This is a genomic window from Achromobacter spanius, assembly GCF_002812705.1.
Classification (GTDB): Bacteria; Pseudomonadota; Gammaproteobacteria; order Burkholderiales; family Burkholderiaceae_B; genus Achromobacter; species Achromobacter spanius.
Map to the genome: position 1 here is coordinate 5,231,845 of NZ_CP025030.1, position 26,485 is coordinate 5,258,329.

Annotated in this window: 21 protein-coding genes; 7 read left to right on the forward strand and 14 right to left on the reverse strand. The window is 64.7% G+C overall.

The features are described from left to right. Positions 1-3 precede the first annotated feature (3 nt). From CVS48_RS23620 to CVS48_RS23635, 4 genes are all read right to left on the reverse strand, one after another. Positions 4-441, reverse strand: a complete 438-nt coding sequence (locus tag CVS48_RS23620) for a TadE family protein (RefSeq protein WP_404976237.1) — start codon at positions 439-441, stop codon at positions 4-6. Next, the gene (locus CVS48_RS23625) at positions 411-932 is read right to left on the reverse strand and encodes a prepilin peptidase (protein ID WP_242001178.1); all 522 of its coding nucleotides are present in this window, start codon (positions 930-932) and stop codon (positions 411-413) included. The genes CVS48_RS23620 and CVS48_RS23625 overlap by 31 nt, the downstream gene beginning before the upstream one ends. Before the next feature lie 147 nt (positions 933-1,079). Next, positions 1,080-1,265: a Flp family type IVb pilin gene (locus CVS48_RS23630; protein WP_100856567.1), complete on the reverse strand. Its 186-nt coding sequence runs from the start codon at positions 1,263-1,265 to the stop codon at positions 1,080-1,082. Between the two features lie 116 nt (positions 1,266-1,381). Beyond that, positions 1,382-2,212, reverse strand: coding sequence for an MHYT domain-containing protein (locus CVS48_RS23635; protein WP_100856568.1), 831 nt, complete (start codon positions 2,210-2,212; stop codon positions 1,382-1,384). Between the two features lie 488 nt (positions 2,213-2,700). Here CVS48_RS23635 and CVS48_RS23640 point away from each other — a divergent pair, with 488 nt between their 5' ends. The 3 genes from CVS48_RS23640 (at position 2,701) to CVS48_RS23650 (ending at position 6,968) form a co-directional block, all read left to right on the forward strand. Further along, a complete protein-coding gene (locus tag CVS48_RS23640; RefSeq protein ID WP_100856569.1) occupies positions 2,701-4,410 on the forward strand; it encodes a ShlB/FhaC/HecB family hemolysin secretion/activation protein in 1,710 nt (569 codons plus the stop codon). Positions 4,411-4,781: 371 nt separating this feature from the next. Further along, positions 4,782-6,392, forward strand: a complete 1,611-nt coding sequence (locus CVS48_RS23645; RefSeq protein ID WP_100856570.1) for a collagen-like triple helix repeat-containing protein — start codon at positions 4,782-4,784, stop codon at positions 6,390-6,392. Positions 6,393-6,419: 27 nt separating this feature from the next. Further along, positions 6,420-6,968, forward strand: coding sequence for a MarR family winged helix-turn-helix transcriptional regulator (locus CVS48_RS23650; RefSeq protein WP_100856571.1), 549 nt, complete (start codon positions 6,420-6,422; stop codon positions 6,966-6,968). Positions 6,969-7,083: 115 nt separating this feature from the next. Here the strand turns inward: CVS48_RS23650 and CVS48_RS23655 are convergent, their stop codons facing one another. The 7 genes from CVS48_RS23655 to CVS48_RS23685 form a co-directional block, all read right to left on the reverse strand. Beyond that, positions 7,084-8,790 (reverse strand): ABC transporter ATP-binding protein, encoded by a 1,707-nt coding sequence (locus tag CVS48_RS23655; protein WP_100856572.1) that lies wholly within the window; start codon positions 8,788-8,790, stop codon positions 7,084-7,086. Beyond that, positions 8,787-10,295, reverse strand: a complete 1,509-nt coding sequence (locus CVS48_RS23660) for an ABC transporter permease (RefSeq protein WP_100856573.1) — start codon at positions 10,293-10,295, stop codon at positions 8,787-8,789. Before CVS48_RS23660 ends, CVS48_RS23655 begins: the two co-directional genes overlap by 4 nt. A gap of 5 nt (positions 10,296-10,300) precedes the next feature. Beyond that, positions 10,301-11,278 carry an ABC transporter permease gene (locus tag CVS48_RS23665; RefSeq protein WP_100856574.1) on the reverse strand — a complete coding sequence of 326 codons (978 nt, stop codon included), beginning with the start codon at positions 11,276-11,278 and terminating at the stop codon, positions 10,301-10,303. Further along, on the reverse strand, positions 11,275-13,509 hold the full coding sequence (locus tag CVS48_RS23670; RefSeq protein WP_100856575.1) for an ABC transporter substrate-binding protein: 2,235 nt from the start codon (positions 13,507-13,509) through the stop codon (positions 11,275-11,277). The genes CVS48_RS23665 and CVS48_RS23670 overlap by 4 nt, the downstream gene beginning before the upstream one ends. Positions 13,510-13,658: 149 nt before the next feature. Next, positions 13,659-14,345, reverse strand: coding sequence for a thermonuclease family protein (locus CVS48_RS23675; RefSeq protein WP_100856576.1), 687 nt, complete (start codon positions 14,343-14,345; stop codon positions 13,659-13,661). Between the two features lie 138 nt (positions 14,346-14,483). After that, complete coding sequence (locus CVS48_RS23680; RefSeq protein ID WP_100856577.1) at positions 14,484-15,536, reverse strand: magnesium and cobalt transport protein CorA; 1,053 nt, start codon at positions 15,534-15,536, stop codon at positions 14,484-14,486. 64 nt (positions 15,537-15,600) lie between these two features. Continuing rightward, on the reverse strand, positions 15,601-17,715 hold the full coding sequence (locus tag CVS48_RS23685; RefSeq protein ID WP_100857831.1) for an ATP-dependent helicase: 2,115 nt from the start codon (positions 17,713-17,715) through the stop codon (positions 15,601-15,603). A gap of 93 nt (positions 17,716-17,808) precedes the next feature. Between CVS48_RS23685 and CVS48_RS23690 the strand changes: the two genes are divergently transcribed. Continuing rightward, positions 17,809-18,705, forward strand: coding sequence for a DUF72 domain-containing protein (locus CVS48_RS23690; protein ID WP_100857832.1), 897 nt, complete (start codon positions 17,809-17,811; stop codon positions 18,703-18,705). Between the two features lie 57 nt (positions 18,706-18,762). Here the strand turns inward: CVS48_RS23690 and pdxR are convergent, their stop codons facing one another. Beyond that, positions 18,763-20,256 carry a MocR-like pyridoxine biosynthesis transcription factor PdxR gene (gene pdxR, locus CVS48_RS23695; protein ID WP_367646533.1) on the reverse strand — a complete coding sequence of 498 codons (1,494 nt, stop codon included), beginning with the start codon at positions 20,254-20,256 and terminating at the stop codon, positions 18,763-18,765. 96 nt (positions 20,257-20,352) lie between these two features. On the opposite strand from pdxR, the gene CVS48_RS23700 reads away from it, so the two are divergent. From CVS48_RS23700 to CVS48_RS23710, 3 genes are all read left to right on the forward strand, one after another. Then, positions 20,353-21,615 (forward strand): 4-aminobutyrate--2-oxoglutarate transaminase, encoded by a 1,263-nt coding sequence (locus CVS48_RS23700; RefSeq protein ID WP_100856578.1) that lies wholly within the window; start codon positions 20,353-20,355, stop codon positions 21,613-21,615. 126 nt (positions 21,616-21,741) lie between these two features. Beyond that, a complete protein-coding gene (locus CVS48_RS23705; protein ID WP_100856579.1) occupies positions 21,742-23,211 on the forward strand; it encodes an NAD-dependent succinate-semialdehyde dehydrogenase in 1,470 nt (489 codons plus the stop codon). 196 nt (positions 23,212-23,407) lie between these two features. Next, positions 23,408-24,262 carry an inositol monophosphatase family protein gene (locus tag CVS48_RS23710; protein WP_100856580.1) on the forward strand — a complete coding sequence of 285 codons (855 nt, stop codon included), beginning with the start codon at positions 23,408-23,410 and terminating at the stop codon, positions 24,260-24,262. A 255-nt stretch (positions 24,263-24,517) separates the two neighbouring features. Here the strand turns inward: CVS48_RS23710 and CVS48_RS23715 are convergent, their stop codons facing one another. After that, positions 24,518-25,336 (reverse strand): NAD-dependent protein deacetylase, encoded by an 819-nt coding sequence (locus CVS48_RS23715; RefSeq protein WP_100856581.1) that lies wholly within the window; start codon positions 25,334-25,336, stop codon positions 24,518-24,520. Between the two features lie 125 nt (positions 25,337-25,461). Next, the gene (gene epsC / locus CVS48_RS23720; RefSeq protein ID WP_100856582.1) at positions 25,462-26,409 is read right to left on the reverse strand and encodes a serine O-acetyltransferase EpsC; all 948 of its coding nucleotides are present in this window, start codon (positions 26,407-26,409) and stop codon (positions 25,462-25,464) included. Positions 26,410-26,485 lie beyond the last annotated feature (76 nt).

Genomic DNA, 26,485 nt, shown 5'->3' on the forward strand with positions numbered 1-26,485 from the left:
ATGTCAACCTCCCACGCCAACCGTGTTGCCCAGATGGACCGTGGCGCGCGCGCTCAACACGCTGGAAGCCGGCATCATGGCCAACTGCAACAGCGGGAACGACGGAATCAGGGGGTTCGCGCCATAGGCGTAAGACACCGTCACTTCAATCTGGTCGGGCGCCAGAGGTTGGCCGCTGCAGGTGCCGCCGGCGCTGCTGCTCAAGGCGCCCCCGCTGCCGCACACCGCCACCTTGATGGGCGCGGACGACATCGAGGACATCCATTGTGCGATGTCCAAGGCAGTGTCACGCCCGGCATTGGCGCGCGCTGCCAGCGAGGCCGAACCGGCCTGCCATTGCAGAACCTTGCGCGCGCCGTCCTGCGCCGCCAAGGTCACCGAATTTTGTGCAAGAAACACCAGCCCGTAGGTCAGGATGCCGTAGAACACCAGAAAGAACACCACGAATACCAGGGCGAACTCAATGGCATAAGCACCACGCTGAGCGCGGCGATGCCCAGATACATCGCATAGGGAACCTGGCGCCAGCGTTGCGTCAGCGCCCAGTAGCGCGACAGGAAAACAACCACCAGGCTGTGCAGGCCGGCCAGCAGGCTCGACAGCAGCAGCACCAGCACCAGCGGCGCCAGGCCCAGCCACAATCCCAGAATGGCAATGGCCTTGATATCGCCCGCGCTCATCAGGCGCCGGCCCCAAAGCGGCAGGAACAGAAAGGCGGCCAGAAAGCCCGCCAAGGTCATCAGCCAGCCCGTCCAACGTGGGGGAAACAACCATCCGGGCACGAACGCGGCGGCGGCCAGCCAAAGCAGCTGCGCCGCGAATCCCCCCACGATCAACGTGTTGGGTACGCGGCGATAGCGCAGATCGTTGTAGATCAGCGCCCCACTCCAGCATGCGAACACCAGCAGCCACAGCACTTCCCCTGGATACAAGGCAGGACCTTCTTATCAATCAGATTCAACGGCAGGCGTGCTCATCCAGACGAACATACCCCGGTCAAGCAACTGATACAGATCGCGTACCGCGATGACTCGCCACATTGATTGAGCCGTCGCGGTACGCGTAGCACAGCAGGACGATTAACCGCCCGCGCCGCCGGCCGTATCGAGCTTGCCGCCGAGCCCCGTGAACATGTCGCCGAGGGCATCAGTGAAAGTGCCCACGGCAGCGATCAGGGCCACTGCCACCAGACCTGCGATCAGCCCGTATTCCAGGGCGGTGATGCCGTCTTCGTCGTTCCAGAACTGCGCAAGTTTCGCTTTCATTTCGAGCTCCTAACACTCGCTTGATAATTGAGCCGATCCGCAATGCGGCGCCGACCCCCTATTCCCGGTATTTCTGCTTTGCGAATGCCCCGCATCCGTTCGCAGACCGGGCCCTGCTAACCCGGCCCCAGCGTGGAGCCGGGCGCCTTGCCTGGTTCAGCCACAGGCGCCGATTCAATGAAAGAGTCGATCCGCTGCGCCATGCGCGCGCGGAATCGGTTTGATGCCCGCTGCAATTGCCAACGCATGATCAGCAACATGAGCGCGGACAGCACGAAAGCGATGTAGGGCAGCATGACCCCGCCCACTTGCAGGCTGGAACTGTCGCGAGGGGCGGTGCAGATAACAGTGCCGGCCGCCGCGCCGGTGTAATGCATGCCGCACACGGCCACCGCCATCAAAATGGCCGCGCCGCCGCGCTGAAACTCATTCTGGGTATTGAAGGCCAGCCACAGAGCGGCCGAAGCGGCAATTACGGCGATAAGCACCGATAAAACGACAATGGGCAAATTCCACAGCAACACGGCGGGCATGCGCATTGCGCCCATGCCCAGATAATGCATGGCGGCAACGCCCAGCCCCGCTGCCAACCCGCCCATGACGCAACGGCCGAACGTGAAGCTCGCGCGCCCGACATACCAGAATGCCCAACCGGAAAAGCCCGCGGCGACGAAGAAGCTGAGTATGGTCAGGCCGACTTGATAACCCACGTCGAACGGCAGGTTTTGTGCTTGCATGCCAATGAAGTGCATGCTCCAGATACCGACGCCACCCATCGCCACGGCACCAATGATGATGTAACCGATGCGGATATCACCGTCTTGGGTTTCAGTGCGGATGCCGGCCGCCGCCAACAAGGCGACATACGAACCCAGCACCGCCGTCAGGAATGACAGAGCGACCAGACCGCCGTTGAACGATAGCGGGACGACATCACCCGGGCTCATGAACGGCCCCAGCAAAAGCGCCGGAAACCAAAGTGCGGGATCGGTTGATCGCGCCAAGCATTATTGGGGTGATGCGCGCCCATTTTGTGGACTCCCGGTGGCTCATAACCGATGTGTTTTTGATACGTTTATATAGTCTCATCTATTAACATTTAATACACATCCGGGTTTTTACCTATATTCGCGATAATGCGGCTACAGACTTGTAACCGATACAGCAAAATTCGCGCCAATTTGATTAAAAAACCATAGTTAACCCTTATATATCGTGAATATTTTCGTTCCTGAGAATTTCCATATGTTGTAATTCTGTCGTGCCCATACGGTCACAAAGAAATAAATTGTTATTACTAATCGTCATTGGCCCCATACTACCCGCGGCGCACCAAAGCGCGTTTACCAATGCTGTGTCCCTTTATATATTCAATATATCGGCAATACCGAATATTCATCGGGACGGCGTCGGCGGAAACCGAGACACCCAGGCAATGAGACGTACGTACCCGGCAAGTTCGCTTACCCTCGCCCTTGTTTGCATCTTTGCCTTTGGCGCGCAGGCGCGGGCGGATGGCCCCCTGCGGGGCAATCCCGTTGACGCCCTGCCACAGCTTGAAAGACCGCCCGGCGCCGCGCAGCCGCCGCCCGCTGTGCAAACCGCCACGCCCGAACAGTTGGCGTTGCAGGCCAGGCTGGCGCAACGCATCGTGCCGCTGAACTTTGACGTAAGCGGCGTGCACGCCATTCCCTTCGACGAAGTTTCCGCGATACTAAGCCCGCTGTCGGGCAAGGAAATCAGCCTGGGCGACCTGGTCCAGCAAGTCGACAAGATCACGCAGTTGTACCGCGACAAGGGCTATCCGCTGTCTTTCGCGCTGGTGCAGAACCAGACGTTCGCCAAGGGCCTGGTGGTGGTGACCGTGGTTGAAGGCTTCATTTCGAATGTCCGGATTGAAGGCGATATCGGTAACGCGCAGGGGCGTCTGGATACCTTGGCCGGCCCGCTCATCGAAGAGCGTCCACTGAAGCAGGCCACGCTTGAGCGCCAGTTGAATCTGATGCGAACCGTGCCCGGCGTGAAGTTCACACCCAGCCTGGATCTGCCGCGCCGCGCGGATGGCGCAACTGAATTGGTCTTGGCGGCCACACGCCACCCGTTCAGTTTGACGGGCGGCATCGCCGACCTGGGTACCGGCATGCAACCCCTGGTCAATATTGGCGCCAACAGCCTCACACCGCTGGGCGAACAGGTCAAACTGACGGCGTCGGTGCCGTTCAATACCGACGACGTCAAATACGTCATGGGCGAAATCAGCGTGCCCATCGGGCCCGACGGTTTGGCGGTCAAGGTGGATGGCTACCACTATGACGCCAAACCGCAGGACGACGCGATCGAATACCTGGGGTTTGAAAGGCGCGTGAAGAACGACCGCATCGGCATTGGTGTCAGCTATCCGATATTGCTGAACAACACGCGTTCACTTACCGGTACCGTGGGTATGTACGCGGCCAATTCCAAAGACCGATATGAAGCGCGCAATTCGGATCGTTGGCTGCAACAAGACGCGCGCGTGCGTGCCGCTAATATCGAACTACGATATATACAGGTTTCTGAAAGCCAAACTTCGGACATTAGCGGCAGCGTATCCAAGGGGTTTGACGCGGCGGGCGCCAAGAAGGACATCTCGACCAATTACGGTTATTCAGCGACCCCCATTCTGGATCTGGATTTCGTCCGCTATAACCTGAACGCCAAACAAACGTTTGCGCTACCCGCGCAGTTTGGCCTGACCTTCTCTGGCGCGGCGCAATATTCCAGCAATATATTGCCGTCCTCGGAACAGGTCTCGTTCGGCAGTTGGCGTTATGCCATGGGATACCCCCAAGGCGAACAAAGCGGCGACAAAGGCGTAGGCGTGTCGGCCGAAGTGAACCGGCGCTTCGGCACCGGTTGGGAATACCTGTCCAGCGTTCAGCCTTACGCGCTGATCGACTATGCGCGCACTTGGTACAACAACAAGGACCTGCAAGCCTTGAACCAGCGGCACCTGTCATCCGTAGCGCTGGGGTTGCGGTTCACGGACGATAAATACTACTTGTTCGACTTCAACGTGGCCAAGCCCATCGGCTCCGCCACCGTCAACAATGACCGCGACGTACGCTTCAACGCCAACTATTCACTGTTTTACGACGCCTTCTGACATCGGTTTACACGCCATCCCAAAGCGCCTGTTTCGACAGGCGCTTTTCCTTTGGCACGGCGCCAGCGCAAAGCCAGATTTAGTCCGGAATCCACTCCACGTTACGTAACGTGGCCCGTAACGTAACGTCGGATCACCCGCCATTCGTAACAATCGCAGGGTTCTTGTGGTCGCAAATTAACGATCATCGTCTGTTAGTACAAACCCTGGACAAAAAAATATAAGCCATTGATACGAAAGGACTTTTAAGAAACAAAACAATAGACGAGCCACGCACAATCTCGGGTTTTGAAAAATCTTGGCACGGTTTATGCATGTAGAGCCGTATCGGGCAGTTTCTTTGCCTGGACCATCCAACCGAGGAGCTCGTCATGGTTTCCAAGATTGAAGCAGACCGCATTCGACGCATTTTGACCGCCACCGTCATGGCAGCAGCCTTGGCTGGCGCATTGACCGCTTGCGGCGGCGGCGGTAGCGATAGGTCCGCGGGCCTGCCCGGCACGAATGTTCCTTCCAACCCGGGCGGCTCGGACCCGACCACGCCTGGTGGCACGGATCCCAATAATCCCGTCAACCCCGTCACGGCGGGTTTGCTGCAAACCACCCTGGGTAACACCGGCAACGCCGTCGACAATACCCTGCCTTTGAATCTGGGCTCGACATTGGGCGGCGTGGGCAAGTCGCTGGATCCCACGGTAGCGCCCGTGGTCGACACCGTGGTGGGCCTGACGCAGCAAATCGGCGCTACGACCGGCCTGGGCGCCCCCGTGGATGGCATCACCACGCAAGCAGGCGGCCTGGTCAGCGATCTGGGCACCACCCTGAAGAGCTCCGGCCTGCCGGGCGGCCTGGATGCCGGCGTAGGCGGCCTGGTGGATGGCCTGGGCAAGACCGTGTCCAGCGCGGGAGACCTGTTGAATGCGGACCCCGCCAACCCCATGCCCTTGACGACCGTGCTGGGTACTGCCACGAACTCCGTGGGCGCGCTGACTGCTGGCCTGTCGGGCCAGGGCGGCTTGCTGAACCCGGTCACCCAAGGGCTGGGCGGAGTAACGGGTGGCATGTTGGGCGGCCCGGCCAGCCCCGTGCTGCAACCCGCTTTGTCCAACACGGGCAAAGCCGTGGACAACGTGTTGCCCTTGGGCCTGCAACCCGCACTGGGCGGCATCGGCGCGGCACTGGACATGAACGTGGCGCCGGTTGCCGGCGTGGTTACCAACCTGACGCAGCAAGTGGGCGCCACCACCAATCTGGGCGCACCGGTGGCCGGGCTGCTCTCCAGCCTGGGCGGCACAGTCGCCGGGGCCGGCAGCACGCTGCCTGGCGACACGGCGGGCTTGAACGGGGTGCTGCAAGGCTTGGGCGGCGCGGTCGCCAGCGCCGGCGGCCTGCTCCACGCCACGCCGGGCAACACCAACCCGCTGGGTGCCACGCTGGCCAACGCGACCGGCGCGGTCGCCTCGTTGACCGGCGGCCTGGGCGGCGCCACGGGTGGTCTGACGGGTGGCGGCACGGGCGGCTTGCTCAGCCCCATCACCGGCATTCTGGGGGGTGTCGGCGGCGTCGGCGGTACGCCGGCGGCGGGCGGCGTGGGTGGCTTGCTGGCACCGGTGACCGGCCTGTTGGGCGGGGTGACCGGTGCGGCGGGCGGTGCAACCGGCGGCGCCAATGGCGGGCTGCTGGGCGGCTTGCTGGGTGGCGTAACCGGTGGGACCACAGGCGGCGCGGGTGGCGGCTTGTTGGGCGGTGTGGTGGGTGGCGTGGTTGGCGGTGTATCGGCCGGCGCCACGACAGGCACCGGCGCCAGCGCGGGTGCCAGCGCCGGTGGCGCGGCCGGTGCGGGGACGGCTGCCAACGGCGGCTTGCTGGGTGGTTTGCTGGGCGGCGTCACAAGCGGCTTGACGGGCGGTACGACGGCGGGCGGCACCAACAACGGCGGCTTGCTGGGCGGTCTGCTCGGCGGCTTGTCGGCACAGAAGTAATCGATCTATCCGCTACGGAGCGACATCATGCTGCAACAAGAATCGATGGTCCACCACGAGCATGTGACCGTGATGCCTGAATCCCGCACGAGTGACTTGCGACCGGGAATGCTTGACGATATCGCCCTGATGCTGGGTCGGCAGTTCTCGGTGTACAACACCGCGTGCCAGTCAGCCCTGGCGGAAAAGCTGGGTATCCCCCTGGCCGACCTGAAAGCGCTGGAACTGGTGATGGAGTTCGACGCCTTGCCCACCGGGCAGCTTGCCCAGATGATGGGCATCAGTTCAGGCGGCGCCACCGCCTTGATCAACCGGCTGGAGGCGGCAGGCTATGTGCAGCGCGGCCGCCACCCGCTGGATCGCCGGATGATCGTGATCCGGCCGGTCGAGGAACAGTGCCAGCAGTTGGCGCAAGAACGTCAATGGGTCGCGGATGCGGTGATGTTGATGGCGCGGCGCTACGACACGGTCGAGCTGGAAACCGTGCATGCCTTCCTGGCGCAATGCGTGCGCGCCTTGCGGCACGACACGCTGGTCTGGCTTGAAACGCCCAGCGCCCATCGCGACGATCTGTAAACCCGGCGGCGTCCGCCACGACGCCGACTGACCACGCGCCCTGATTTCACGGAAATCGGGGCGCGTTTTTCATGGATGCGCGATAGGCATGCGCAACACGCGGCGCGGCGCCGATTCACCCCCCGCTGGGCGTACCGAACTCCAGACGTGGCACCGCCGCCAGCAGCCGGCGCGTCAATTCCTGGCGGGGCGCGTGCAATACGGTGTCGGCCTCGCCCAGTTCAACAATGCGGCCGCCGTCCATGACGGCGATGCGGTCCGCCAGATACTCGACCACGCCGAAGTTGTGCGTGATGAAGAGATACGCAATGCCCAATTCGGCCTGAAGCTCGCGCAGCAGGTCCAGAATCTGCGCCTGCACCGACACATCCAGGGCCGACGTGGGTTCATCGCAGATCAGTACCTTGGGTTCCACCGCCAGCGCGCGCGCAATGGCGATGCGCTGGCGTTGGCCGCCCGAGAATTCATGGGGATAGCGCGTCAGCGTGTTGGCCGGCAAGCCCACGCGCTCGATCAACTGCGCGGCGTGCGCGGCGCGCGCCTGCTGGCTCATGCCCCGTCGCAACGACGCCAGGCCCTCGTCGAGGATGTCGCCCACGCGCATGCGCGGATCGAGCGATGCGTACGGGTCCTGGAACACAATCTGGATGTCTTGCCGCAGATCGCGCAGCGTGCGGCGGTCAGCCGACAGCACGTCCTTGCCTTGTAGCATGGCGCGGCCCGAGATGCGCGCACCGTCGATCAGCCGCAGCAGCGCCTTGCCCGTGGTGGTTTTGCCGCAGCCGGACTCGCCCAGCAGGGCCAGCGTTTCGCCCGCGCGCAACGAAAACGTTACGCCGTCAACGGCCTTGACCCAGGACACGATGCGCCGCAACGGCCCCTTGCGCACGGGGTAATGCACTTTCAGGTCCTGCACATCCAGCACCACCCCCCCTGCCGCGCGCTGCGTGGCCCGTTCCTTGGCTCGCTGCGCGCCGTCTTGCACGATGGCATCACGCGCCTGCGCCGTCAGCGGCGCGCCGCGCTTGGCGAAAGTGGGGATGGCTTCGAACAATTGCCGTGCGTACGGATGCTTGGGCGCGCGAAAGAATTCATCGGCGCTGGCGCTTTCAACGATTTCGCCGCCGCGCATCAGCGCCACGTGATGCGCCACGTTCTTCACCACGGCCAGGTCATGCGTGATCAGCAGCACGGCCATGCCCATTTCGCGCTGGATGTCGGCCAGCAGGTCCAGCACCTGCGCCTGCACCGTGACGTCCAGCGCCGTGGTGGGTTCGTCCGCGATCAGCAGCAGCGGCTCGGCCGCCAGCGCGATGGCGATCATGACGCGCTGCTTCTGTCCGCCCGAAAACTGGAACGGGTAGTCGTCCACGCGCCGCTCGGGCTCGGGGATGCCCACGCGGCGCAGCCAATCGATGGCCCGCGCCCGCGCCGCCGCGCCGCGCAGCGGCGTATGCGCCGTCAGGGTTTCGATGATCTGGTCGCCCACGCGCATGACGGGGTTCAGGCTGGTGGACGGCTCCTGGAAGATGATGCCGATACGCCCCCCGCGCACGCCGCGCATCGCGCTTTCGGGCAGCCGGTTCAGGTCTTGCCCGTCCAGGTCGATCTGCCCGCCCACGATGCGGCCGGCGTCCGGCAGCAAGCGCAGCAACGCCAACGCCGTGATGCTTTTTCCGCAGCCGGATTCTCCGACCAGCGCGAAGGTCTCGCGCTGCGAAATAGCCAGTTCCAGCCGCTTGACGGCATGCGTCATGCCGGATTCGCCGGCAATGTCCACCTCCAGGCCGCGCACGTCCAGCAAGAGAGTATCCGAGCTCATGGCGCTTCTCCCGATTTCGAGGCGCGCGGTTCGGCGGCCAACACCTGGCGGCGGCCGAACACGCTGCCCATCCGCGCCAGGCGGCTGGGCTTGTAGCGACGGGTGCGCGGGTCGAAGGCATCGCGCACGGCATCGGCAAACAGGTTGGCCGCCAGCACCAGCGCCAGCATGAAGAGAAAAGCAGTCATCAGGCTCCACCAGATCATGGGATCGCGCGACATTTCCAGGCGCGCCCCGTCGATCATCGAACCAAAGGAATTCATGCTGGGGTCCACGCCGATGCCCAGGTAGGACAGCACGGCCTCATACAGCACCAGGCCCGAGAACTCCAGCACCACGGTGATCAGCACCAGGTGCGCCACGTTGGGCAGCAGGTGCCGCGTCATGATGCGCCAGTGCGACACGCCGAACGCGCGCGCGGCCTGCACGTATTCCAGCTCGCGCAGCTTCAAGGTTTCGGCGCGCAGCAGGCGGCACAGGCCCGCCCAGCCGGTCAGCCCAAGAATCATGCAGAGCAGGAACAGCCGCAGGTCCGCGCGCGCGACCGAGGTGTCGAACAAGTCGGCATGGTTGTCGATATACACCTGCATCATCAGCGCGCAGGCGGCCACCAGCAGCACGCCGGGGATCGACGTGATGGTGGTGTAGAGGTATTGGATGGCGTCGTCGACCTTGCCTTTGAAGTAGCCCGCGGCAATGCCGAAAATAATGGCGGGCGGCAGCATGGCGATGGTGGTCAGGCTGCCGATGACCAGCGCCGTGCGTATGCTTTTCAGCGCTTGCCACAACACGTCGTTGCCGATGCGGTCGGTGCCCAGCGCGTGGTAGCCGCTGGACAACCCCGCCAGCGCGCCGGCCGTCATGCAGAGCAAGCCAAAGGTGATTGCCATGGCCCGCCACGGCACATCGGATTCACCCCGCAGCAACACCTGGCCCGCGTGCGACGCTGACCCCAGGTGGCGCGCCAGGCAGGCGTAAAGCACGGCCGCCGACAGCAGCGCCACGACCAGCCCGCCCGCCACGCCCCACCCCAGGCGTTTCAAGACATCGCCCACATGTTGCGTGTCGGGGTCGGTCAAATGCGTGGCGGCGCCGCGCAGGCGCGGGAAATCGCGCACCGGCTTGTCGTCCACCAACATGGTTTCCTTCAGGAACAGCTTGGTGGCCAGGGGCTGCGAGTAATTTCTTTCCGGTTGCGTCAGCACCGTGCCGGCCAAGAGGCCGTCCAGCGCGGACTTGACCACGGGGGCATAAATGGGCGCGGCATCGGCGGCGGCCCCCGGCGCGGGCGGCAGTTGCGGCCGGTAGTGAATAGAGTCCAGCAGCCCCACCACGGTGAACGCAGCCAGGATGACGGCCGAGCACATGGCGGGCGTGTCGCGCGCCACGCGCCCCCAGGTTGCGCGCAGGTTCGGGCTGCGGCGCACGTGCCACAGGTAGGCCAACGCGCTCAGCACCATCAGCCACAGCGCGATGTCGGTCCACAGGAAGACGATCTTGGGCATGGCGGCTACTCGAATCGGACGCGGGGGTCAGCCAGCGTGTAGGAAATGTCGGCCAGGATCAGCCCCACGATGTAGAGCGCCGCGCCCAGGAACACCATCGCGCGCACCACGGAAAAGTCTTGCGCGTTGATGGCGTCGATCGTGTAGCTGCCCAAGCCGGGAATGCCGAAGAACGATTCGGCGATCAGGCTGCCCATGAACAGCAGCGGCAAGGCGGCGACCGTGCTGGTCAGGATGGGCAGCATGGCGTTGCGCAGCACATGGCGAAACAGCACCACGCGCTCGGCCAGGCCCTTGGCGCGCGCGGTGCGCACGTAGTCCTTGCCGATTTCTTCCAGGAACAGCGTGCGGTAGAAACGCGCTTCGGGGCCCAGGCGGGAAATGATGGCGATCAGCACCGGCAGCGCCAGGAACTTGACCACGTCCAGCCCACCGGAAAACCCCGAGAACGGCACCAGCCGCATCAGCTTGGCGAACACCCATTGCCCCGCGATGATGTAGAACAGGCTGGATATCGACAGCAGCAGCACGCACACCACCACGCCCCAGAAGTCCAGTCGCGTGGCGCGGAAATACACCAGCGTCAGTGAAAACACGATGCTGACGAACAGCCCCAGCACGAAGGTAGGCACGGCCAGCGCCAGGCTGGGACCCATCCGCGTCTGGATCTCGCGGCCGATGTCGCGCCCGCTGTCCGACGAGCCAAAATCCATGGCCAACAGCGGCACCGAGCGCTGATAGAAGATGGTGTCGGTCAGTTGCGCCGTGCCTTGCGCCTGCGCATTGAAGAACAGCGGCTTGTCGTAGCCGCGCTCGACCTTCCATTTTTCCACCGCGTCCTGGCTGGCGCGTTGCCCGCCGATGGCCAGGCGCGCCATGTCGTCGGGCGTGTTGACCGCGAAGAACAGGATGAACGTGAACAGGTTCACGCCGATCAGAATCAGCACGCCATACAGCAGCCGGCGGATCACATAGCCGATCATGATTGATGCTCCTTCTTCACGGCCGGGCCGAAGGCGGTCTGGCGTTCACGACGCTTGAGCGCAACGTAGGACGGCCAGATCGCCAGCGCCAGGAGCAGCACGAACAGGCCGATCGGCCACCATCTTGGGACGTTCCATTCGTCGATCTTCTGCTGCCGCAGTTGCGGATCGATCTTCATGTACTGAAGCGTGTTGCGCACCATCTGCGTGGGCTTGGCGTTGCCGACCCACTGCTGGTACGCGCCGCCCGACATGGGGAAATAGCCAAACATCCACGGCGCGTCGCGTTGCACCACCGCCACCATCTTGGCGATCAATTCTTCTTTCTCGGGGCCGTCGTCCAGGAACTTCATCTGCTCGAACAGCTTGTTGAATTCGGGGCTGTCGTAGTTGGCCGCGTTCTCGCCGCCCCCACGCGCCTTGGCGTTGGGGCCGTAAAGCAGGAACAGGAAGTTTTCGGCGTCGGGATAATCAGCATTCCAGCCCCACAGGAAAATCTGCGCCGCGCCACGCTTCATCTTGTCCTGGAAGCGGTTGTAGTCGGTGGAGCGCACGTCCAGTTGCACGCCGATCTTGGCCATTTGACGGCGCATCCAGTCAAAGCGCGGGTTCGAGCCGCCGCCTTGCATGGCGTCGTAATACAGCACCAGCGGCGCGCCGGTTTCGGCGCTGCGTCCGTTGGGGTAGCCCGCTTCGGCCAGCAGGCGCTTGGCCACGTCGACGGATTTGCGCACCGGCTTGCCGTCCACCAGGTTGTAGACAACCGGGTTCACGCCTTCGGGCGGTTCACGGTAACCCAGCACGCCAGGCGGCACCGGGCCTTGCGCCACTGAGGCCTGGTCGTTTTCGAACACGGTGACGAACTCTTCCCAGTCGAACACGATGCTGATGGCCTGGCGCAGCTTGCGGTTCTTTTCCGCCTGCTCGGGCGTGTCGCCCTTGCCCACCACCGGGTCCAGCCAGTTGAACCCCATGTACCAGTTGGCGGTTTCCACCGTGGTGGGCAGGCGGATGCCGTGCTCCCGGTACTGCTTGGCCTTGTCCTGGCTGTCGCCCGCGGCCACCAGCATGGCCACGCCGTACTCGCCGCGTTCAATCTGCGGCACGTCGTAATAGCCCTGCATGAATTTGCCTATCAGCGGGATGGCTTCTTTTTCCAGGCTGAATACCGCGCGGTCGATGAAGGGCGTGGGCTTGCCGCAGTCGGCCAACAAGCCCGCTTCCTTATCGCCGGGTTCGCCTTCGCAGGGGTAGGCTTCGCCGTGGTAGTTGGGATTGCGCACGAGCACATGGCGGCGGTTCTGCAACGATTCCGCCATCATGTAGGGGCCGGTGCCGACCGGCCAGGTGTTCAAGGACAGGTCGTGCTCGGCCATGCCGGGCTGGTTATAGAACCGGTCGGCCTCCCAGGGGATGGGCGCCGTGAACGTCATGGCCAGCCAGTATTTGAACTGCGGATACTTGCCTTTGACGCGGATGCGCAGCGTGTGCGGGTCCAGCGCCTGGACGCCGGTAAAGCCGTCGGCTTCGCGCAGGTCCAGCCATGGGGCCGTGCTCCCGCCCGGAAGATCACGGCGCATGGCCTGGTCACGTTGGCGCAGCCGGTCGCCGTATTCCTGCATGCCCACCACGTGGTCGGCCATCACCGAATAAATCGGCGACACGACGCGCGGGCTGGCCAGGCGGCGAAACGCGTAGACGTAGTCGTACGCCGTCAGCTCGCGCGTGCCGGTGCGCGGAAAGTCGGGAATGTAGTACTTGTCTTTGAGTTCGCCGTCGGCAAGCGGGTAGTAGTCGTAGCTGCCGTCGGCCTTGCGGGCAAAGGCGGGGTGCGGCTGGTAGCGAACGCCCGGCCGTATCTTGATGTCGTAAATGCTTTCGGCGATGGCCTCGCCCGGCGCGTCGGCCGGCAGCGGCTGGCCCTGGGCATCCAGATACTGAGGCGGGTCGATGGACTGCGCGGCGCGTGGCACCAGCTCGTAGGGCCGCTTCAGATAGTGATAGCCGTACAACGTCTCGTAGATGTTGTAGGTATAAGGCGTTTCGTCGCCGGAATAAGAGCTTGCCGGGTCCAGGTACTTGGGCGAACGCTGCACGAACGCGGAGTAGAACGTGTTCTGGCCTTCGGCGCCGGACGGATACGGGCTGTTGATGGGGCTTTCTTGCGAGCAGCCCGCCAGCGCCAGCAACATCAGCATGGCTGTTGCCCCGAGCCGCTTCATAGCAAGCATGGAAACCTTCCCTTCAAATCGTTGCGACAGAGAATAGCAAACGCGGGACAGAGCCCATACCCAGGCATCCCCCTAGCGGGTGCCGGGGTTGCGCGGATTGCGCGGGGAGCATGGCGTGCATGGGGTGCATGGCTGCGCACTGGCCCGCGTCAACCGCACTGGCGCTGACGCCAGCAGTCATAGCGCCACTTCCAGGGCTGCATGGCGGCGGGCTGCGCCCACAGGCCGCGCTTGGCGTCCTTGGCCTGGCGTTGCAGGCCGGGCAGGGCCTTGTCGCGCAGGTATGCGCCCTTTCTGGCGGTGTAGGCCCAGGCGTAGCCCGCTTCCACCTGCAAGCGATTGGCCGAGCGCCCGTCGTCCAGGATCAGCGCGCACACGTCGCGGCCGTATTGGTCTTGTTCGTAGCACTGGGCGGTCAGGGTCTTGCCCGCCACCAGGTCGGCCAAATGCTTGCGCGAGGCTTCGGCATAGGGTTGGCCGGGTTGGTCGGCGCCATGGCCCTCTTCGGGTGCATCGATGCTGTCCATGCGGATGCGGCGCTGGCCGTCGCTTGCGCGCAGTGTGACGGTGTCGCCGTCGGCCACGTTGACGATCGCGCCGGTCAGCGTGTAGCTGCCCCCGGGAATGCCGCCTGCCAGCGCGGGGCCGGGCCGGGCGGAAGGCGCGGAATTCTGCGCGGGTGTGCTTTGCGATGGGGGTGGGCGCGAGGCCGGGGAGGAATCGCCGCGCCCCGAGGGCTGCAACCAATTGACGATGGCGCCCGCCACCGCAAGAATCAGGGCGACGATCAGGGCGGTCAGCTTGCCGCCGCCGCGAAATGGGGGTTTGCCACGCACCGGCTGGGCTCCAGATGAGAAACGCGGCAAGTGTGCCACAGGCGAGGCGCGATTTTGCAAAAACCGCGCGCGAAAACCGCCCTGCCGTCCGCCCGCTATTGCCCGCCCGCTATTGCCCGCCCGCTATTGCCCGCCCGCCTACAGCCAGCCCGATTTCCGGAAGCGCCAGTACAGGACCGAACAGATCGACGCAATGACGCCCAGCGTCACCGGGTAGCCCCACGGCGATTTCAGTTCCGGCATGAATTCGAAGTTCATGCCGTAAATGCCCGCGATGGCGGTCGGCACTGCCAGGATGGCGGCCCAGGACGCCAGCTTGCGGGTCGTGTCGTTCTGCGCGGCCTGCCCGATCATCAAGCTCGCTTCGAACGCGAAGGCCAACGATTCCCGCAAGGCGTTGAAGAGTTCGTCCACCCGCAACACCCGGTCGGCGACCTCGCCGAAGTACGGCCTGGCATGTTCATCCACGGCAGACATCTCGACCCGCGCCAGACGCCGGCAGATTTCGGCCATGGGCGACACCACGGTGTGGATGCGCAATAGATCGCGACGCTGACGGTACAGCCTGCGGATGTCGGAATCCTTCGCGCCTCGGATCAGCAGCTTTTGTTCGGCGCCTTCCACCACGCTTTCGATCTTGCCGGCCGCCGCCACGTAGCGGTCGACCAGCCAGTCCAGCACTTCGGAAGCCACGTAGTCGCTGCCCCGCTTGAGCAGGTCGGGCGAGGCTTCCAGCCGTTCGCGCAGCGGGCTGTGCGCCGCGGTGGCGCCGCGCCGCACGGTGACCAGAAAGCCGTCGCCTATCAATAACTGGGTTTCGCCAAAGACCGGGCGTTCGGCCTCGACTTCGACGGTGATGGTCACGATCAGGACCATGTTGCCGTAGTCGATGATCTTGGGCCGCCGATGCGGTTCCAGCATCTCTTCCTGGTTCTTGTCGCAGGCGCCGAGTTCACCGGTCACCCTGGCCAATAATTCAGGCGTGGGGTTGCGCAAGCCGATCCACAGCATGCTGGGTGCGTGACCTGGCTTTTTGCCATCGCTTTGGTCGTCACTTTGACCACCGTATTGACCTATGTACTGCCCAACTTCGTCGATGGGCACCTCACGGTCGCGGCGTCCGTTCACATAGGCAATCGACGCAACCACCTCGCCCTTGTGGACGTCGGCGAAATTCTCTTCAGCGGACATGGACACCCTCTGGCAATGCGATCCTTGCCGAACAACTCATGGCATCGGGCGATGATAGCCCAGGCTATGAGAACAGGCTGCGCACCCGCTTGGTCACGTCGATGGCGGGCGCCTGCGGTTCTTTGGCCGCGCCGCCGCCCGGCAGGTCGGCCAACGCGGGCGGCTTGGGCAGGTGGTCAAACAACGGCAGCATGGCATTGGTGATGTAGCGCGTGCGCGACCCGTAGACGTGGCGGTCGCCCATGCCCGTCTGCTGATGCACGTAGAAGCGCTGCGGCACGATCAATTGCAGGCGTTCCTTGGCGCGCGTCATGGCCACATACAGCAGGCGGCGTTCTTCCTCGATCTCTTCGGCGGTGCCGGTGCTCATGTCGGAAGGAATGCAGCCATCGACCACGTTCAGCACATAGACGGCCTTCCATTCCTGGCCCTTGGCCGAGTGGATGGTGGACAGGATCATGTAGTCCTCATCGCGCGAGGGCGCGCCGGATTCATCGCTGGTGGCGTCGGGCGGATCCAGCGTGAGTTCGGTCAGGAAGCGTTCGCGCGACGGGTAGCCCGCCGCCAGCCGCACCAACTGATCAAGGTCGGTCTTACGCACGCGGGCGTCGTCATACAGGCGTTCGAGCTGGCCGGCGTACCAGCGCAAGGCCAGGTCCACGTCGGCGGGCCAACGCAGCCCTGGGTCGCACAGCGCCGCATAGGTATCGGCGAACGCGCCCCATTCCTGCTGCGCCGCCGCGCCCGGTTTGAATTCACGCAGCGCGCGCAACGGTTCGGCGCTGGCGGACATGGCGTCCATCAGCTTGCCGGCGGTGGCCGGGCCGATGCCGGGCATCAACTGCGCCACGCGAAAGCCCGCCATGCGGCCGCGCGGGTTTTCCGCCCAGCGCAATAGCGACAACAAGTCTTTCACGTGCGCGGCTTCCAGAAAGCGCAGGCCGCCAAATTTCACGAAGGGAATATTGCGCCGGGTCAGTTCGAGTTCCAGCGCGGCGCTGTGGCTGGCCGTGCGGAACAACGCGGCTTGCGACTTCAGCGTGGCGCCGCCTTCGCGCTGCGCCAGCACCTGGTCGGCCACCCAGCGCGCTTGCCCGGCCTCGTCGCTGACCGTCACCAGTTCCGGCAATTGCGAGGACGCGCGGTCGGTCCAGAGGTCTTTGGCGAAGCGCTCTGTTGCCAGCCCGATCACCGCGTTGGAGGCGTTCAGGATGGGCTGGGTAGAACGGTAGTTGCGGTCCAGCGTGATGACGCGGGCGGGCTTGGGAAACTGCGTCGGGAAATCCAGGATGTTGCGCACGGTGGCGGCGCGGAACGAATAGATGGATTGCGCGTCGTCGCCCACCACCGTCAGGCCTCGGCCGTCGGGTTTCATGGCCAGCAGAATGGCGGATTGCAGGCGGTTGGTGTCCTGGTATTCGTCCACCAGCACATGGTCGAAGCGCGCCCCGACATCCGCCGCGATGCCCGGGTCCGACATCATCTCGGCCCAGTACAGCAGCAGGTCGTCGTAGTCCAGCACCTGCTGGTCCTGCTTGGCCGCCACATAGCCGCGAAACAGCGTCTTCAGCTCGTCTTCCCATTGCGCGCACCACGGGAACGAGGTTTTCAGCACATCGGCCACCGAGCTCTGGCTGTTGACCACGCGCGAATAGATGGCCAGGCAAGTACCCTTCAGGGGAAAGCGCGACTTGGTCGACGACAGGCCCTGTTCGTGGCGGACCATGCCCATCAGGTCTTCGGCGTCGCCACGGTCGTGAATGGTGAACGCTTCCGACAGCCCGATGCGCAGTGCGCAATCGCGCAGCAGCCGCGCGCCGATGGCGTGGAAGGTGCCCGCCCACGGCAGCGACGGCGCCTGCTGCGAGCTGCGCAGGTTCATGACCCGTTGCAGCACGCTGCCCACGCGACGATCCATTTCCTGGGCCGCGCGGCGCGAAAACGTCAGCAGCAGCATGCGCTGCGGGTCGGCGCCGTTAAGAATCAGGTGGGCGACGCGGTGCGCCAGCGTGTTGGTCTTGCCCGAGCCCGCCCCGGCGATCACCAGCAAGGGGCCATCGTCGCCCGCCGCCAGGCTCCCATCCACGTTCACGCCGAATTCGGCGGCTTCGCGCTGGGCGGGGTTCAGGTCGGCTAAGGGGTCGGGGCGGGAATTCAAAGGGGGATTGTGGTCGGACATGACGGAAAAGTAGGCCAAATGACTGGCTATTTATCCAGCTATCATAGCAGCGTAGCCCTACCCTGCCCGCGCGCCAACTTGCCCCCCGTCGCCATGCGTATCCTGACCGGCACCGCCTCCTGGACCGACCCCACCCTGCTTGCCTGCGGGCGCTTTTACCCGCCCGACGTGCGTGGCGCCGAGGCGCGGCTGCGTTTCTACGCCACGCGCTTTGCCATGGCCGAAATCGATTCCAGCTACTACGCCCTGCCCTCGGCCAACAACGCTTATCTTTGGGCGCAGCGCACGCCCGACAATTTCGTGTTCAACATCAAGGCGTTCCGCCTGTTCACCGGCCACCAGACGCCGCTTGCCGCCTTGCCCAAAGACATTGCGCGCGAGCTGGAAGATTGGCCGGAACCCATGATCTACCACCACCACATGCCCGAGGACTTGCGCGACGAACTGTGGCGCCGCTATCAACTGGCGCTGGAGCCGCTGCGCATGCCGGGCAAGCTGGGCGCGGTGCATTTTCAGTTTCCCCCATGGATCCGCCGCGACGCCCGAGGCCGCGCGCATGTGGCCGATTGCGCGCAGCGCATGCAAGAGCACCTGATATCCGTGGAATTCCGCCATCGCAGTTGGTTCGACAGCCCGGCGGCCATCGCCGACACGCTGGCGTTTGAACGCGATCTGGGTGTGGTGCATACCGTGGTCGATGCGCCGCAGGGCTTTGACAACACGGTGCCCGCCGTGTGGGAAAGCACGCATCCCGACCTGACCCTGCTGCGCCTGCATGGCCGCAATGCGGCAGCATGGAACGCGTCTGGCCCCGCCTCGTCCAGCCGCTTTCAATACGAATACACGGAACAGGAACTGGCGGAACTGGCCGAACGATTCTCGCGCCTGGCCGCGCAAAGCGCCCAAGCGCATGCGGTGTTCAATACCAACTTTGAAGACCAGGGCATGCGCAACGCCGCAGCCTTTGCCACCGCGCTGTTGCCTTTCTGATTGCCAACCGACCGCCTGCCTGATGGCCTTTCTGATAGGCCTGCCTGACCCGGCGCGTCAGGCGGCGACGGGCTTGCGCGCGACTTCGGCCAGGCTTTCCAGCAGCACTTCAAACTTGCGCGCGATGTCGTGTTCGGGCACACAGGCGTAGCCCAGCAACAGCCCCGGCCGCCGACCCTCGGCGTTGACGTAATAGCGCGACAACGCGCGCGTCAGCACGCCCTTGCCGCGCGCCACGTCCACCACGCGCAGGTCGTCCATGTCCGGCGGCAAGGTCAGCACCAGATGCAGGCCCGCCATGCTGGCGTCGCGATGCAGCCAGTCGGGACCCAGGCGGCGTTCGATCAGGTTGACCAGCATGGCGCGGCGCCTGCCGTACAGCATGCGCATGCGACGGATGTGCGCGGCGTAATGCCCTTCAGAGATGAACGTGGCCAGCGCCGCGTGCGTCATCAGATGGCCTTCGCGATAGAGCTCGGCATGCGCCGCCTGGAATGCGGCGGTCAAGGGCTTGGGCAAGACCAGGTAGCCCACGCGCAGGCCCGGGTACAGCGTCTTGCTGAACGTGCCCATGTAGATGACCGGCGCGTCGGGTTCCAGGCCCAGCAGCGACGCAATGGGCCGGCCCGAGAATCGGAATTCACTGTCGTAATCGTCTTCGATGATCCAACTGCCGCTTTGCCGGGCAACCGCCAGCAACTGGCGGCGGCGCGTCAGGGACATCACCGGCCCCAGCGGATACTGGTGCGACGGCGTGACGAATATGAAGCGTGGCGGCGTGCCGCCCGGTTCGGGCAGGCGCATGCCCTCTTCGTCCACCGGCAGGTGCACCGTGTGCAGCCCGTTGGCCTGCAGGATGGTGCGGGCGCCCCAGTAGCCAGGGTCTTCGACCCAGGCCGTTTCACCCGCTTCGCCCAGGATGCGGGTGGTCAGGTCGATGGCCTGGTGCGAGCCTTCGGTGATGAGGATCTGGTCCGGGTCGCAGTCGATGGATCGCGTCAGCGCCAGATGCTGGGCCAGCGCTTCACGCAGGGCCGGCAGGCCGCCGCCGTAGGCGTAGGTCAGCAGATCGGGCGACGGGTTGCGCCACAGGCTGCTGACGATGCGGCCAAACTTCTTGTGCGGGAATTCGGTCAGGTCGGGCACGCCGGGCATGAAGGCGCCCCATTGGTAGGGCGAGGCCGACACGCCGTCCACAATGGCCGCCCCACGCGCCGACAGCGCGGCGCCCGGTTGGGCCTGGGCAGGGTGACGCAGGCGACGGCCGCTGGCCAGGTAGGAATCGGGCACCGAGGCGTTGACGAAGGTGCCGTTGCCCTGCCGGCTGCGCGTATAGCCTTCGGCCAGCAGCTGGCTATAGACGTGGACCACCGTGTTGCGGGCGATACCGAGCTCGGTAGCCAGGTCGCGCGAGGCGGGCAAACGCGAGTCCGCCGCAATGGCTCCATCCAGGATCGCTTCGCGTATCCCGCGGTACAGCCGCTTGTTCATGGGCTCGCTGGAGGCCTCGGCCAGGCGCAGCAGCAGCAAGTCACCTACAATGGACCGCAATTGGTTCTACCTGTTTTATCAAAGTGGTTCCCACAAGTGGGGCCATCGTAGCATTAAATAAGGTTTTTCCCGCCCACCCTGTTCATCGAGGCTGAGATGAAGAATCAAGACCTGAATACCCGCCGTTCCCTGGCCACGCCGCGCGGCGTTGGCGTCATGTGCGACTTCTACGCGGTGCGCGCCGAGAACGCCACCCTGTGGGACGCCAACGGCAAGGAATACATCGATTTCGCGGGCGGCATCGCCGTGTTGAACACGGGCCACCTGCACCCCAAGATCAAGGCCGCCGTCGCCGCGCAGCTGGACAACTTCACGCACACGGCCTACCAGATCGTTCCGTACGAAAGCTACATCTCGCTGGCCGAACGCATCAACCGCCTGGCCCCCATCGACGGCCTGAAGAAGACCGCCTTCTTCACCACCGGCGTCGAAGCCGTTGAAAACGCCATCAAGATCGCGCGTTCGTCGACGGGCCGCTCGGGCGTCATCGCGTTTTCGGGCTCGTTCCACGGCCGCACCATGCTGGGCATGGCGCTGACCGGCAAGGTCGCCCCGTACAAGCTGTCGTTCGGCCCGATGCCCGGCGACATCTATCACGTGCCGTTCCCCAACGCCACGCAAGCCATCAGCGTGGCCGATTCGCTCAAGGCGCTGGACCTGCTGTTCAAGTGCGACATCGACCCCAAGCGTGTCGCCGCCATCATCATTGAACCGGTGCAAGGCGAAGGCGGTTTCAACATCACCCCGCCCGAACTGATGACCGCGCTGCGCAAGATCTGCGACGAGCACGGCATCCTGCTGATCGCCGACGAAGTGCAAACGGGCTTTGGCCGTACCGGCAAGCTCTACGCCATGGAACACCACTCGGTGCAGGCTGACCTGATCACCATGGCCAAGAGCCTGGGCGGCGGCTTCCCGATTTCGGGCGTGGTCGGCCGCGCCGACGTCATGGACGGCCCGGCCGCTGGCGGCCTGGGCGGCACCTACGCCGGCAACCCGCTGGCCGTTGCCGCGGCCCACGCCGTGCTGGACGTGATTGCCGAAGAAAAGCTGTGCGATCGCGCCAACGTGCTGGGCGAGAAGCTGCGCGGCCACCTGGAAGGCCTGCGCGCCAAGGTGCCGGGCATTGCCGATGTGCGCGGCCTGGGCTCGATGGTGGCGCTGGAACTGAACGACGCCAGCGGCAAGCCGGACGCCGAAGCCGTCAAGCGCGTGCAAGCGCGCGCGCTGGAACAAGGGCTTATCCTGTTGAGCTGCGGCGTGTATGGCAACGTGCTGCGTTTCCTGTACCCGCTGACCATTCCCGACGCGCAATTCGACCGCGCGCTGGCGATTCTGTCCGACGCACTGGCAGCGTAACGTTCACGGCCTGAACCCTTTATTCAGGGGGCCACGGGCACGGTAATTGCGGGCGTCGCGGATCTTTCCGCCGCGCCCGCTAGTGCATGCTGGCCCCGCTGAATCCCCATCAAGGAGACTTCAATAATGACCGCATTGACTCATCCCCTGTCGCGCCCGGATCTGCTGCGCGACGCCTGCTACATCGACGGCAAGTGGGTTGGCGCCGGCAACGGCGCGTCGATCCCGGTGGACAACCCCTCCACCGGCAAGACCATCGTGTCGGTGCCCAAGCTGGGCCGCAAGGAAACCGAACAGGCCATCGCCAGCGCGCAAGCCGCGCTGCCCGCCTGGAGCGCCAAGACCGGCAAGGAACGCGCCGCGATCCTGCTGAAGTGGTCGCAACTGATGATGCAGAACCAGCAAGACCTGGCCGCCATCATGACGTCCGAACAGGGCAAGCCCGTGACCGAAGCCGCGGGCGAAATCGCCTACGCCGCCTCGTTCCTGGAGTGGTTCGCCGAAGAAGCCAAGCGCATCGACGGCGACGTGCTGCAAAGCCCCAAGGCCGGCCAGCGCCTCCTGGCGTTGAAGCAGCCCATCGGCGTTACCGCCGCCATCACGCCGTGGAACTTCCCGGCCGCCATGATCACCCGCAAGGTCGGCCCGGCGCTGGCCGCCGGCTGCACCATGGTGGTCAAGCCCGCTCAACAAACCCCGCTGACCGCGCTGGCGCTGGCCGTGCTGGCCGAAGAAGCCGGCGTGCCCGCGGGCGTGTTCCACGTCATCACGGGCAGCTCGCGCGATATCGGCGCCGCCCTGTGCGAAAGCGATGTCGTGCGCAAGCTGAGCTTCACCGGCTCCACCGAAGTGGGCCGCACGCTGATGGAGCAATGCGCCCCCACCATCAAGAAGCTGTCGCTGGAACTGGGCGGCAACGCGCCGTTCATCGTGTTCGACGACGCCGACCTGGACCGCGCCGTTGACGGCATCCTGGCCTCCAAGTACCGCAACGCCGGCCAGACCTGCGTGTGCGCCAACCGCATCTACGTGCAAGCCGGCGTGTACGAAGAAATCGCCAAGCGCCTGGTCGCCAAGGTCGAAGCCATGAAGGTCGGCGACGGCTTTGCCGACGGCGTGACGCAAGGTCCGCTGATCGACAAGAACGCCATTGAAAAGGTGCAGGAGCACATCGCCGACGCCACCTCGCACGGCGCCAAGGTCATTGCCGGCGGCAAGCCGCATGCGCTGGGCGGCACGTTCTTTGAACCCACCGTGGTGCGCGACGTGACGCAGTCGATGCGCTTTGCCACCGAAGAAACCTTCGGCCCGGTGGCCCCGCTGTTCCGCTTCGACACCGAAGAAGAAGTCATTGGCATGGCCAACGACACCATCTTCGGTCTGGCCGCCTACTTCTTCACCCGCGATTACGCCCGCATCTGGCGCGTGTCCGAAGCATTGGAGTACGGCATTGTCGGCATCAACACCGGCCTGATCTCCAACGAAGTCGGCCCGTTCGGCGGCGTCAAGCAGTCGGGCCTGGGCCGTGAAGGCTCGAAGTACGGCATCGAGGAATACCTCGAAATCAAGTACCTGTGCGTGGACCTGGGCGCCTGAGCCCAAAGTGGTGCGCGGCGCTCGCCGCGCACCGGGGATAAGCGGTTTTCAACGCCGCTTATCCCCAACAACTGTGGACAACCCGGCCGATAAGTCCTGCATAGCCCGGAAAAGTCCTTTCAATCCAGTCACTTGCGAATCGCGATCAAATGCCGCCCAGGCGTGATAGATTTGCGCGTTCCCTGGACGGATCCGTATGAGCAAAACCTTCTCCCTTGAGGACACCCGCAAGCTGGCCGCCGTGCTGGCCGAAACGGCCCTGGCCGAGGTCATGCCGCGCTTTCGCAACCTGCCCGAAGGCTCGGTGCGAGGCAAGAGCTCGCCGCGTGACCTGGTGACCGACGCGGACGAAGCGGCCGAACGCATGATTGGCGCGCGCCTGGCCAAGCTGCATCCGGGCGCCGTGCTCATCGGCGAAGAAGCCTCCGCGCGCAACCCCGCGCTGCTGAACATGCTGGTCGACGCCGATCTGGCCTTTCTGATCGACCCCATCGACGGCACGCGCAACTACGTCGCGGGCCTGCCCTTGTTCGGCATGATGATCGCGGCCTGTCACCGCGGCGACGTGATCGCCGGCGTGATCTACGACCCGGTCAACCGCGACAGCGCGCTGGCCGTGCGCGGCGAAGGCGCCTGGATGGAATACGACAACGGCCGCCGCGTGCCGCTGACCGTGGCCGCCCCCGCGCCGCTGGAAGACATGGACGGGCTGATCTCCACGGGCGCCCTGCCCGAGCCCCAGCGCACCACCGTCAACAGCCACCTGTCGCGCCTGGCCAGCACCGCGTCGCTACGCTGCGCCGCGCACGAATACCGCATGTTGGCGGCAGGCCACTGCCACATTGCGCTGTACAACCAACTGACCGCCTGGGACCACGCCGCCGGCTGGCTGCTGCACCGCGAAGCGGGCGGCTACGCGGCGCGCTTCGATGGCTCGCCCTACAAGCCCACGCATCGCACGGGCGGCTTGTTGTATGCGCCAGATGCCGGCAGTTGGCATGCCGCGCGCAAGGCGTTGTTGGGCGAGGGGTTGGAAGGGGCTGAGGGCTGAAAATGTCCGCTGTCAGCTTCGGGGCCAGGCCTACAGCAACGTTGAACGCGATATGGGGCAATGCGGCGGCCAGATTGGACAAAATTCGCTGAGCAGCGAATATGCCCGTTCTGCCGAAAAACCCGGGTATTCCCTAGGAATTTATCCACAGTTCCTGTGGACAACCCTATGGAAAGGTCTGTAACGGCGCGAAAAATCCCTGACAGGGCAAGCACTTGCTTAAACCGGTCAAAAACCGGCCGGTTACAGGTGGGCTTACAGCGCGTCCAGCGCTAGCGCGCAAGGCTGTTCCACCTTCAGGGTCAAAAGGTTGTCGGCCCGCGTGCGGCCCAGGTTGATGGCGGCGATGGGCATGCCGTTGCGCGACGCTGCCGTCACGAAGCGGTAGCCCGAATACACCATCAGCGACGAGCCCACCACCAGCACCGCATCGGCGCTCATCAGCCCGGCATTGGCGCGATCGACGCGATCACGCGGGACGGTTTCGCCGAAGAAGACCACATCGGGTTTGACGATACCGCCGCAGCGCGGGCACGGCGGCACAATGAATTGCGAGAAATCCTGGCCGTCCAGGTCGGCGTCGCCGTCCGGGGCATCGGTGGCGTCCAGCAAGGCCCATGCGGGGTTGCTGTGTTGCAGCCGGTCTTGCCAGTCATGGCGGCCGCCGCGCCAGTCGCATTGCATGCAGCGCACTTCGTCCAGCCGGCCGTGCAAGTCCACCACATCACGGCTGCCGGCGGCGGCATGCAGGCCGTCCACGTTTTGCGTGACCAGCACGCTGAGGCGGCCGCGCGACTCCAGCCGCGCCAGCGCCCGGTGTGAATCATTCGGCTTGACCTGGCCAAAGCGGCGCCAGCCCACCATGCTGCGCGCCCAGTAGCGGGCGCGCGCCAGTTCCGTGCCCATGAAGGTTTGCAGCGTCATGGGCGGCGAACGTTTCCATTCGCCTTCCGTGTCGCGATAGTCGGGGATGCCGGAATCGGTGCTGACGCCCGCCCCCGTCAACACGAACAGCCGCGGGTGGCGGTCGACAAAGCCGCGCAACGCGGCCAGATCCGAGACTTGCGTGTCCATCCTGGCTCCTATCCCTGGCTGCCCTTGGGCATCCTCACTGGCGATGCTGGCCGCTTGCCCTGGCCGCTTGCCCTGGCCGCTTGCCCTGGCCGCTTGCCCTGGCCGCTTGCCCTGCCCGCTTGCCATCAACCGCCCAAGCCGCAGTCCGGCATGTCGCTGACCAGGCTGGCCTGCGTGACGTTGCTGCCCGGGGGCACGCTGCGTGTCAGCCAGACGTTGCCGCCAATGGTGGACCCCTTGCCGATCGTGACGCGGCCCAGGATCGTGGCGCCCGCGTAGATCACTACGTCGTCTTCGATCAACGGATGGCGCGGCAAGCCCTTTTTAAGCTCGCCGTTTTCGCCGGGCGGGAAGCGCTTGGCGCCCAGCGTCACCATTTGGTAGAGCCGCACGCGGTCGCCGATGATGGCCGTTTCGCCAATGACGACACCCGTGCCGTGGTCGATAAAAAAGCTGCGGCCGATGGTGGCGCCGGGATGGATGTCGATGCCGGTGTCGGCATGCGCGATCTCGGCCACGATGCGGGCCAGCATCGGCACGTTCAGCCGATACAGCACGTTGGCCAGGCGGTGGTGGATCATCGCCGCCACGCCGGGATAGCACAGCAGCACTTCGTCCACGCTGTGCGCGGCCGGGTCGCCCTGGTAGGCGGCCGTCACGTCCAGGTCCAGCGCGGCGCGCACGCGCGGCAGCTCGGCGCCGAACTGGCGCACGATCTCGATGGCGCGCCGCTGCGTCTCGGCCGGGTCGACATGTTCATGGCGGCCCACGTATTGCAGTTCAAGACAGACCTGATGCAACAGCGCATCCAGCGCCGCGCCGATGGTGTGGCCCACATAGAAGTCTTCGACTTCCTCGCGCAGATCGATGGGGCCCAGCCGCATCGGGAACAAGGCGCCACAGAGGTCCTTGATGATCTGGCGCAGGCTTTCCTGGGACGGGAATTCACGCAGGCCCGCGTCTTCGCGCAGGCGGCCACGCGGGCCGCGCCAGGCGACGCGCGCTTCGCGCAAGCCGGACACGATGCTGTCCAGGTTCCAGTGGGCGGGCGGAAGGTGGGTGGGCCCGTTCATTGGGACTGCCCCTGGCGGTTGCTGGGGAGCCCGGGCTGGGAATGGGTTTCAAACATGGAAGTGCCTCGCTGACGGT

Excerpts from the sequence above, each read along its gene's own strand:
- CVS48_RS23630 (WP_100856567.1), bottom strand. The coding sequence starts at position 1,265 with ATGAAAGCGAAACTTGCGCAGTTCTGGAACGACGAAGACGGCATCACC.
- CVS48_RS23635 (WP_100856568.1), bottom strand. The coding sequence starts at position 2,212 with ATGAGCCCGGGTGATGTCGTCCCGCTATCGTTCAACGGCGGTCTGGTC.
- CVS48_RS23640 (WP_100856569.1), top strand. The coding sequence starts at position 2,701 with ATGAGACGTACGTACCCGGCAAGTTCGCTTACCCTCGCCCTTGTTTGC.
- CVS48_RS23645 (WP_100856570.1), top strand. The coding sequence starts at position 4,782 with ATGGTTTCCAAGATTGAAGCAGACCGCATTCGACGCATTTTGACCGCC.
- CVS48_RS23650 (WP_100856571.1), top strand. The coding sequence starts at position 6,420 with ATGCTGCAACAAGAATCGATGGTCCACCACGAGCATGTGACCGTGATG.
- CVS48_RS23655 (WP_100856572.1), bottom strand. The coding sequence starts at position 8,790 with ATGAGCTCGGATACTCTCTTGCTGGACGTGCGCGGCCTGGAGGTGGAC.
- CVS48_RS23660 (WP_100856573.1), bottom strand. The coding sequence starts at position 10,295 with ATGCCCAAGATCGTCTTCCTGTGGACCGACATCGCGCTGTGGCTGATG.
- CVS48_RS23665 (WP_100856574.1), bottom strand. The coding sequence starts at position 11,278 with ATGATCGGCTATGTGATCCGCCGGCTGCTGTATGGCGTGCTGATTCTG.
- CVS48_RS23670 (WP_100856575.1), bottom strand. The coding sequence starts at position 13,509 with ATGCTTGCTATGAAGCGGCTCGGGGCAACAGCCATGCTGATGTTGCTG.
- CVS48_RS23680 (WP_100856577.1), bottom strand. The coding sequence starts at position 15,536 with ATGTCCGCTGAAGAGAATTTCGCCGACGTCCACAAGGGCGAGGTGGTT.
- CVS48_RS23685 (WP_100857831.1), bottom strand. The coding sequence starts at position 17,715 with ATGTCCGACCACAATCCCCCTTTGAATTCCCGCCCCGACCCCTTAGCC.
- CVS48_RS23690 (WP_100857832.1), top strand. The coding sequence starts at position 17,809 with ATGCGTATCCTGACCGGCACCGCCTCCTGGACCGACCCCACCCTGCTT.
- CVS48_RS23700 (WP_100856578.1), top strand. The coding sequence starts at position 20,353 with ATGAAGAATCAAGACCTGAATACCCGCCGTTCCCTGGCCACGCCGCGC.
- CVS48_RS23705 (WP_100856579.1), top strand. The coding sequence starts at position 21,742 with ATGACCGCATTGACTCATCCCCTGTCGCGCCCGGATCTGCTGCGCGAC.
- CVS48_RS23710 (WP_100856580.1), top strand. The coding sequence starts at position 23,408 with ATGAGCAAAACCTTCTCCCTTGAGGACACCCGCAAGCTGGCCGCCGTG.
- CVS48_RS23715 (WP_100856581.1), bottom strand. The coding sequence starts at position 25,336 with ATGGACACGCAAGTCTCGGATCTGGCCGCGTTGCGCGGCTTTGTCGAC.
- epsC (WP_100856582.1), bottom strand. The coding sequence starts at position 26,409 with ATGAACGGGCCCACCCACCTTCCGCCCGCCCACTGGAACCTGGACAGC.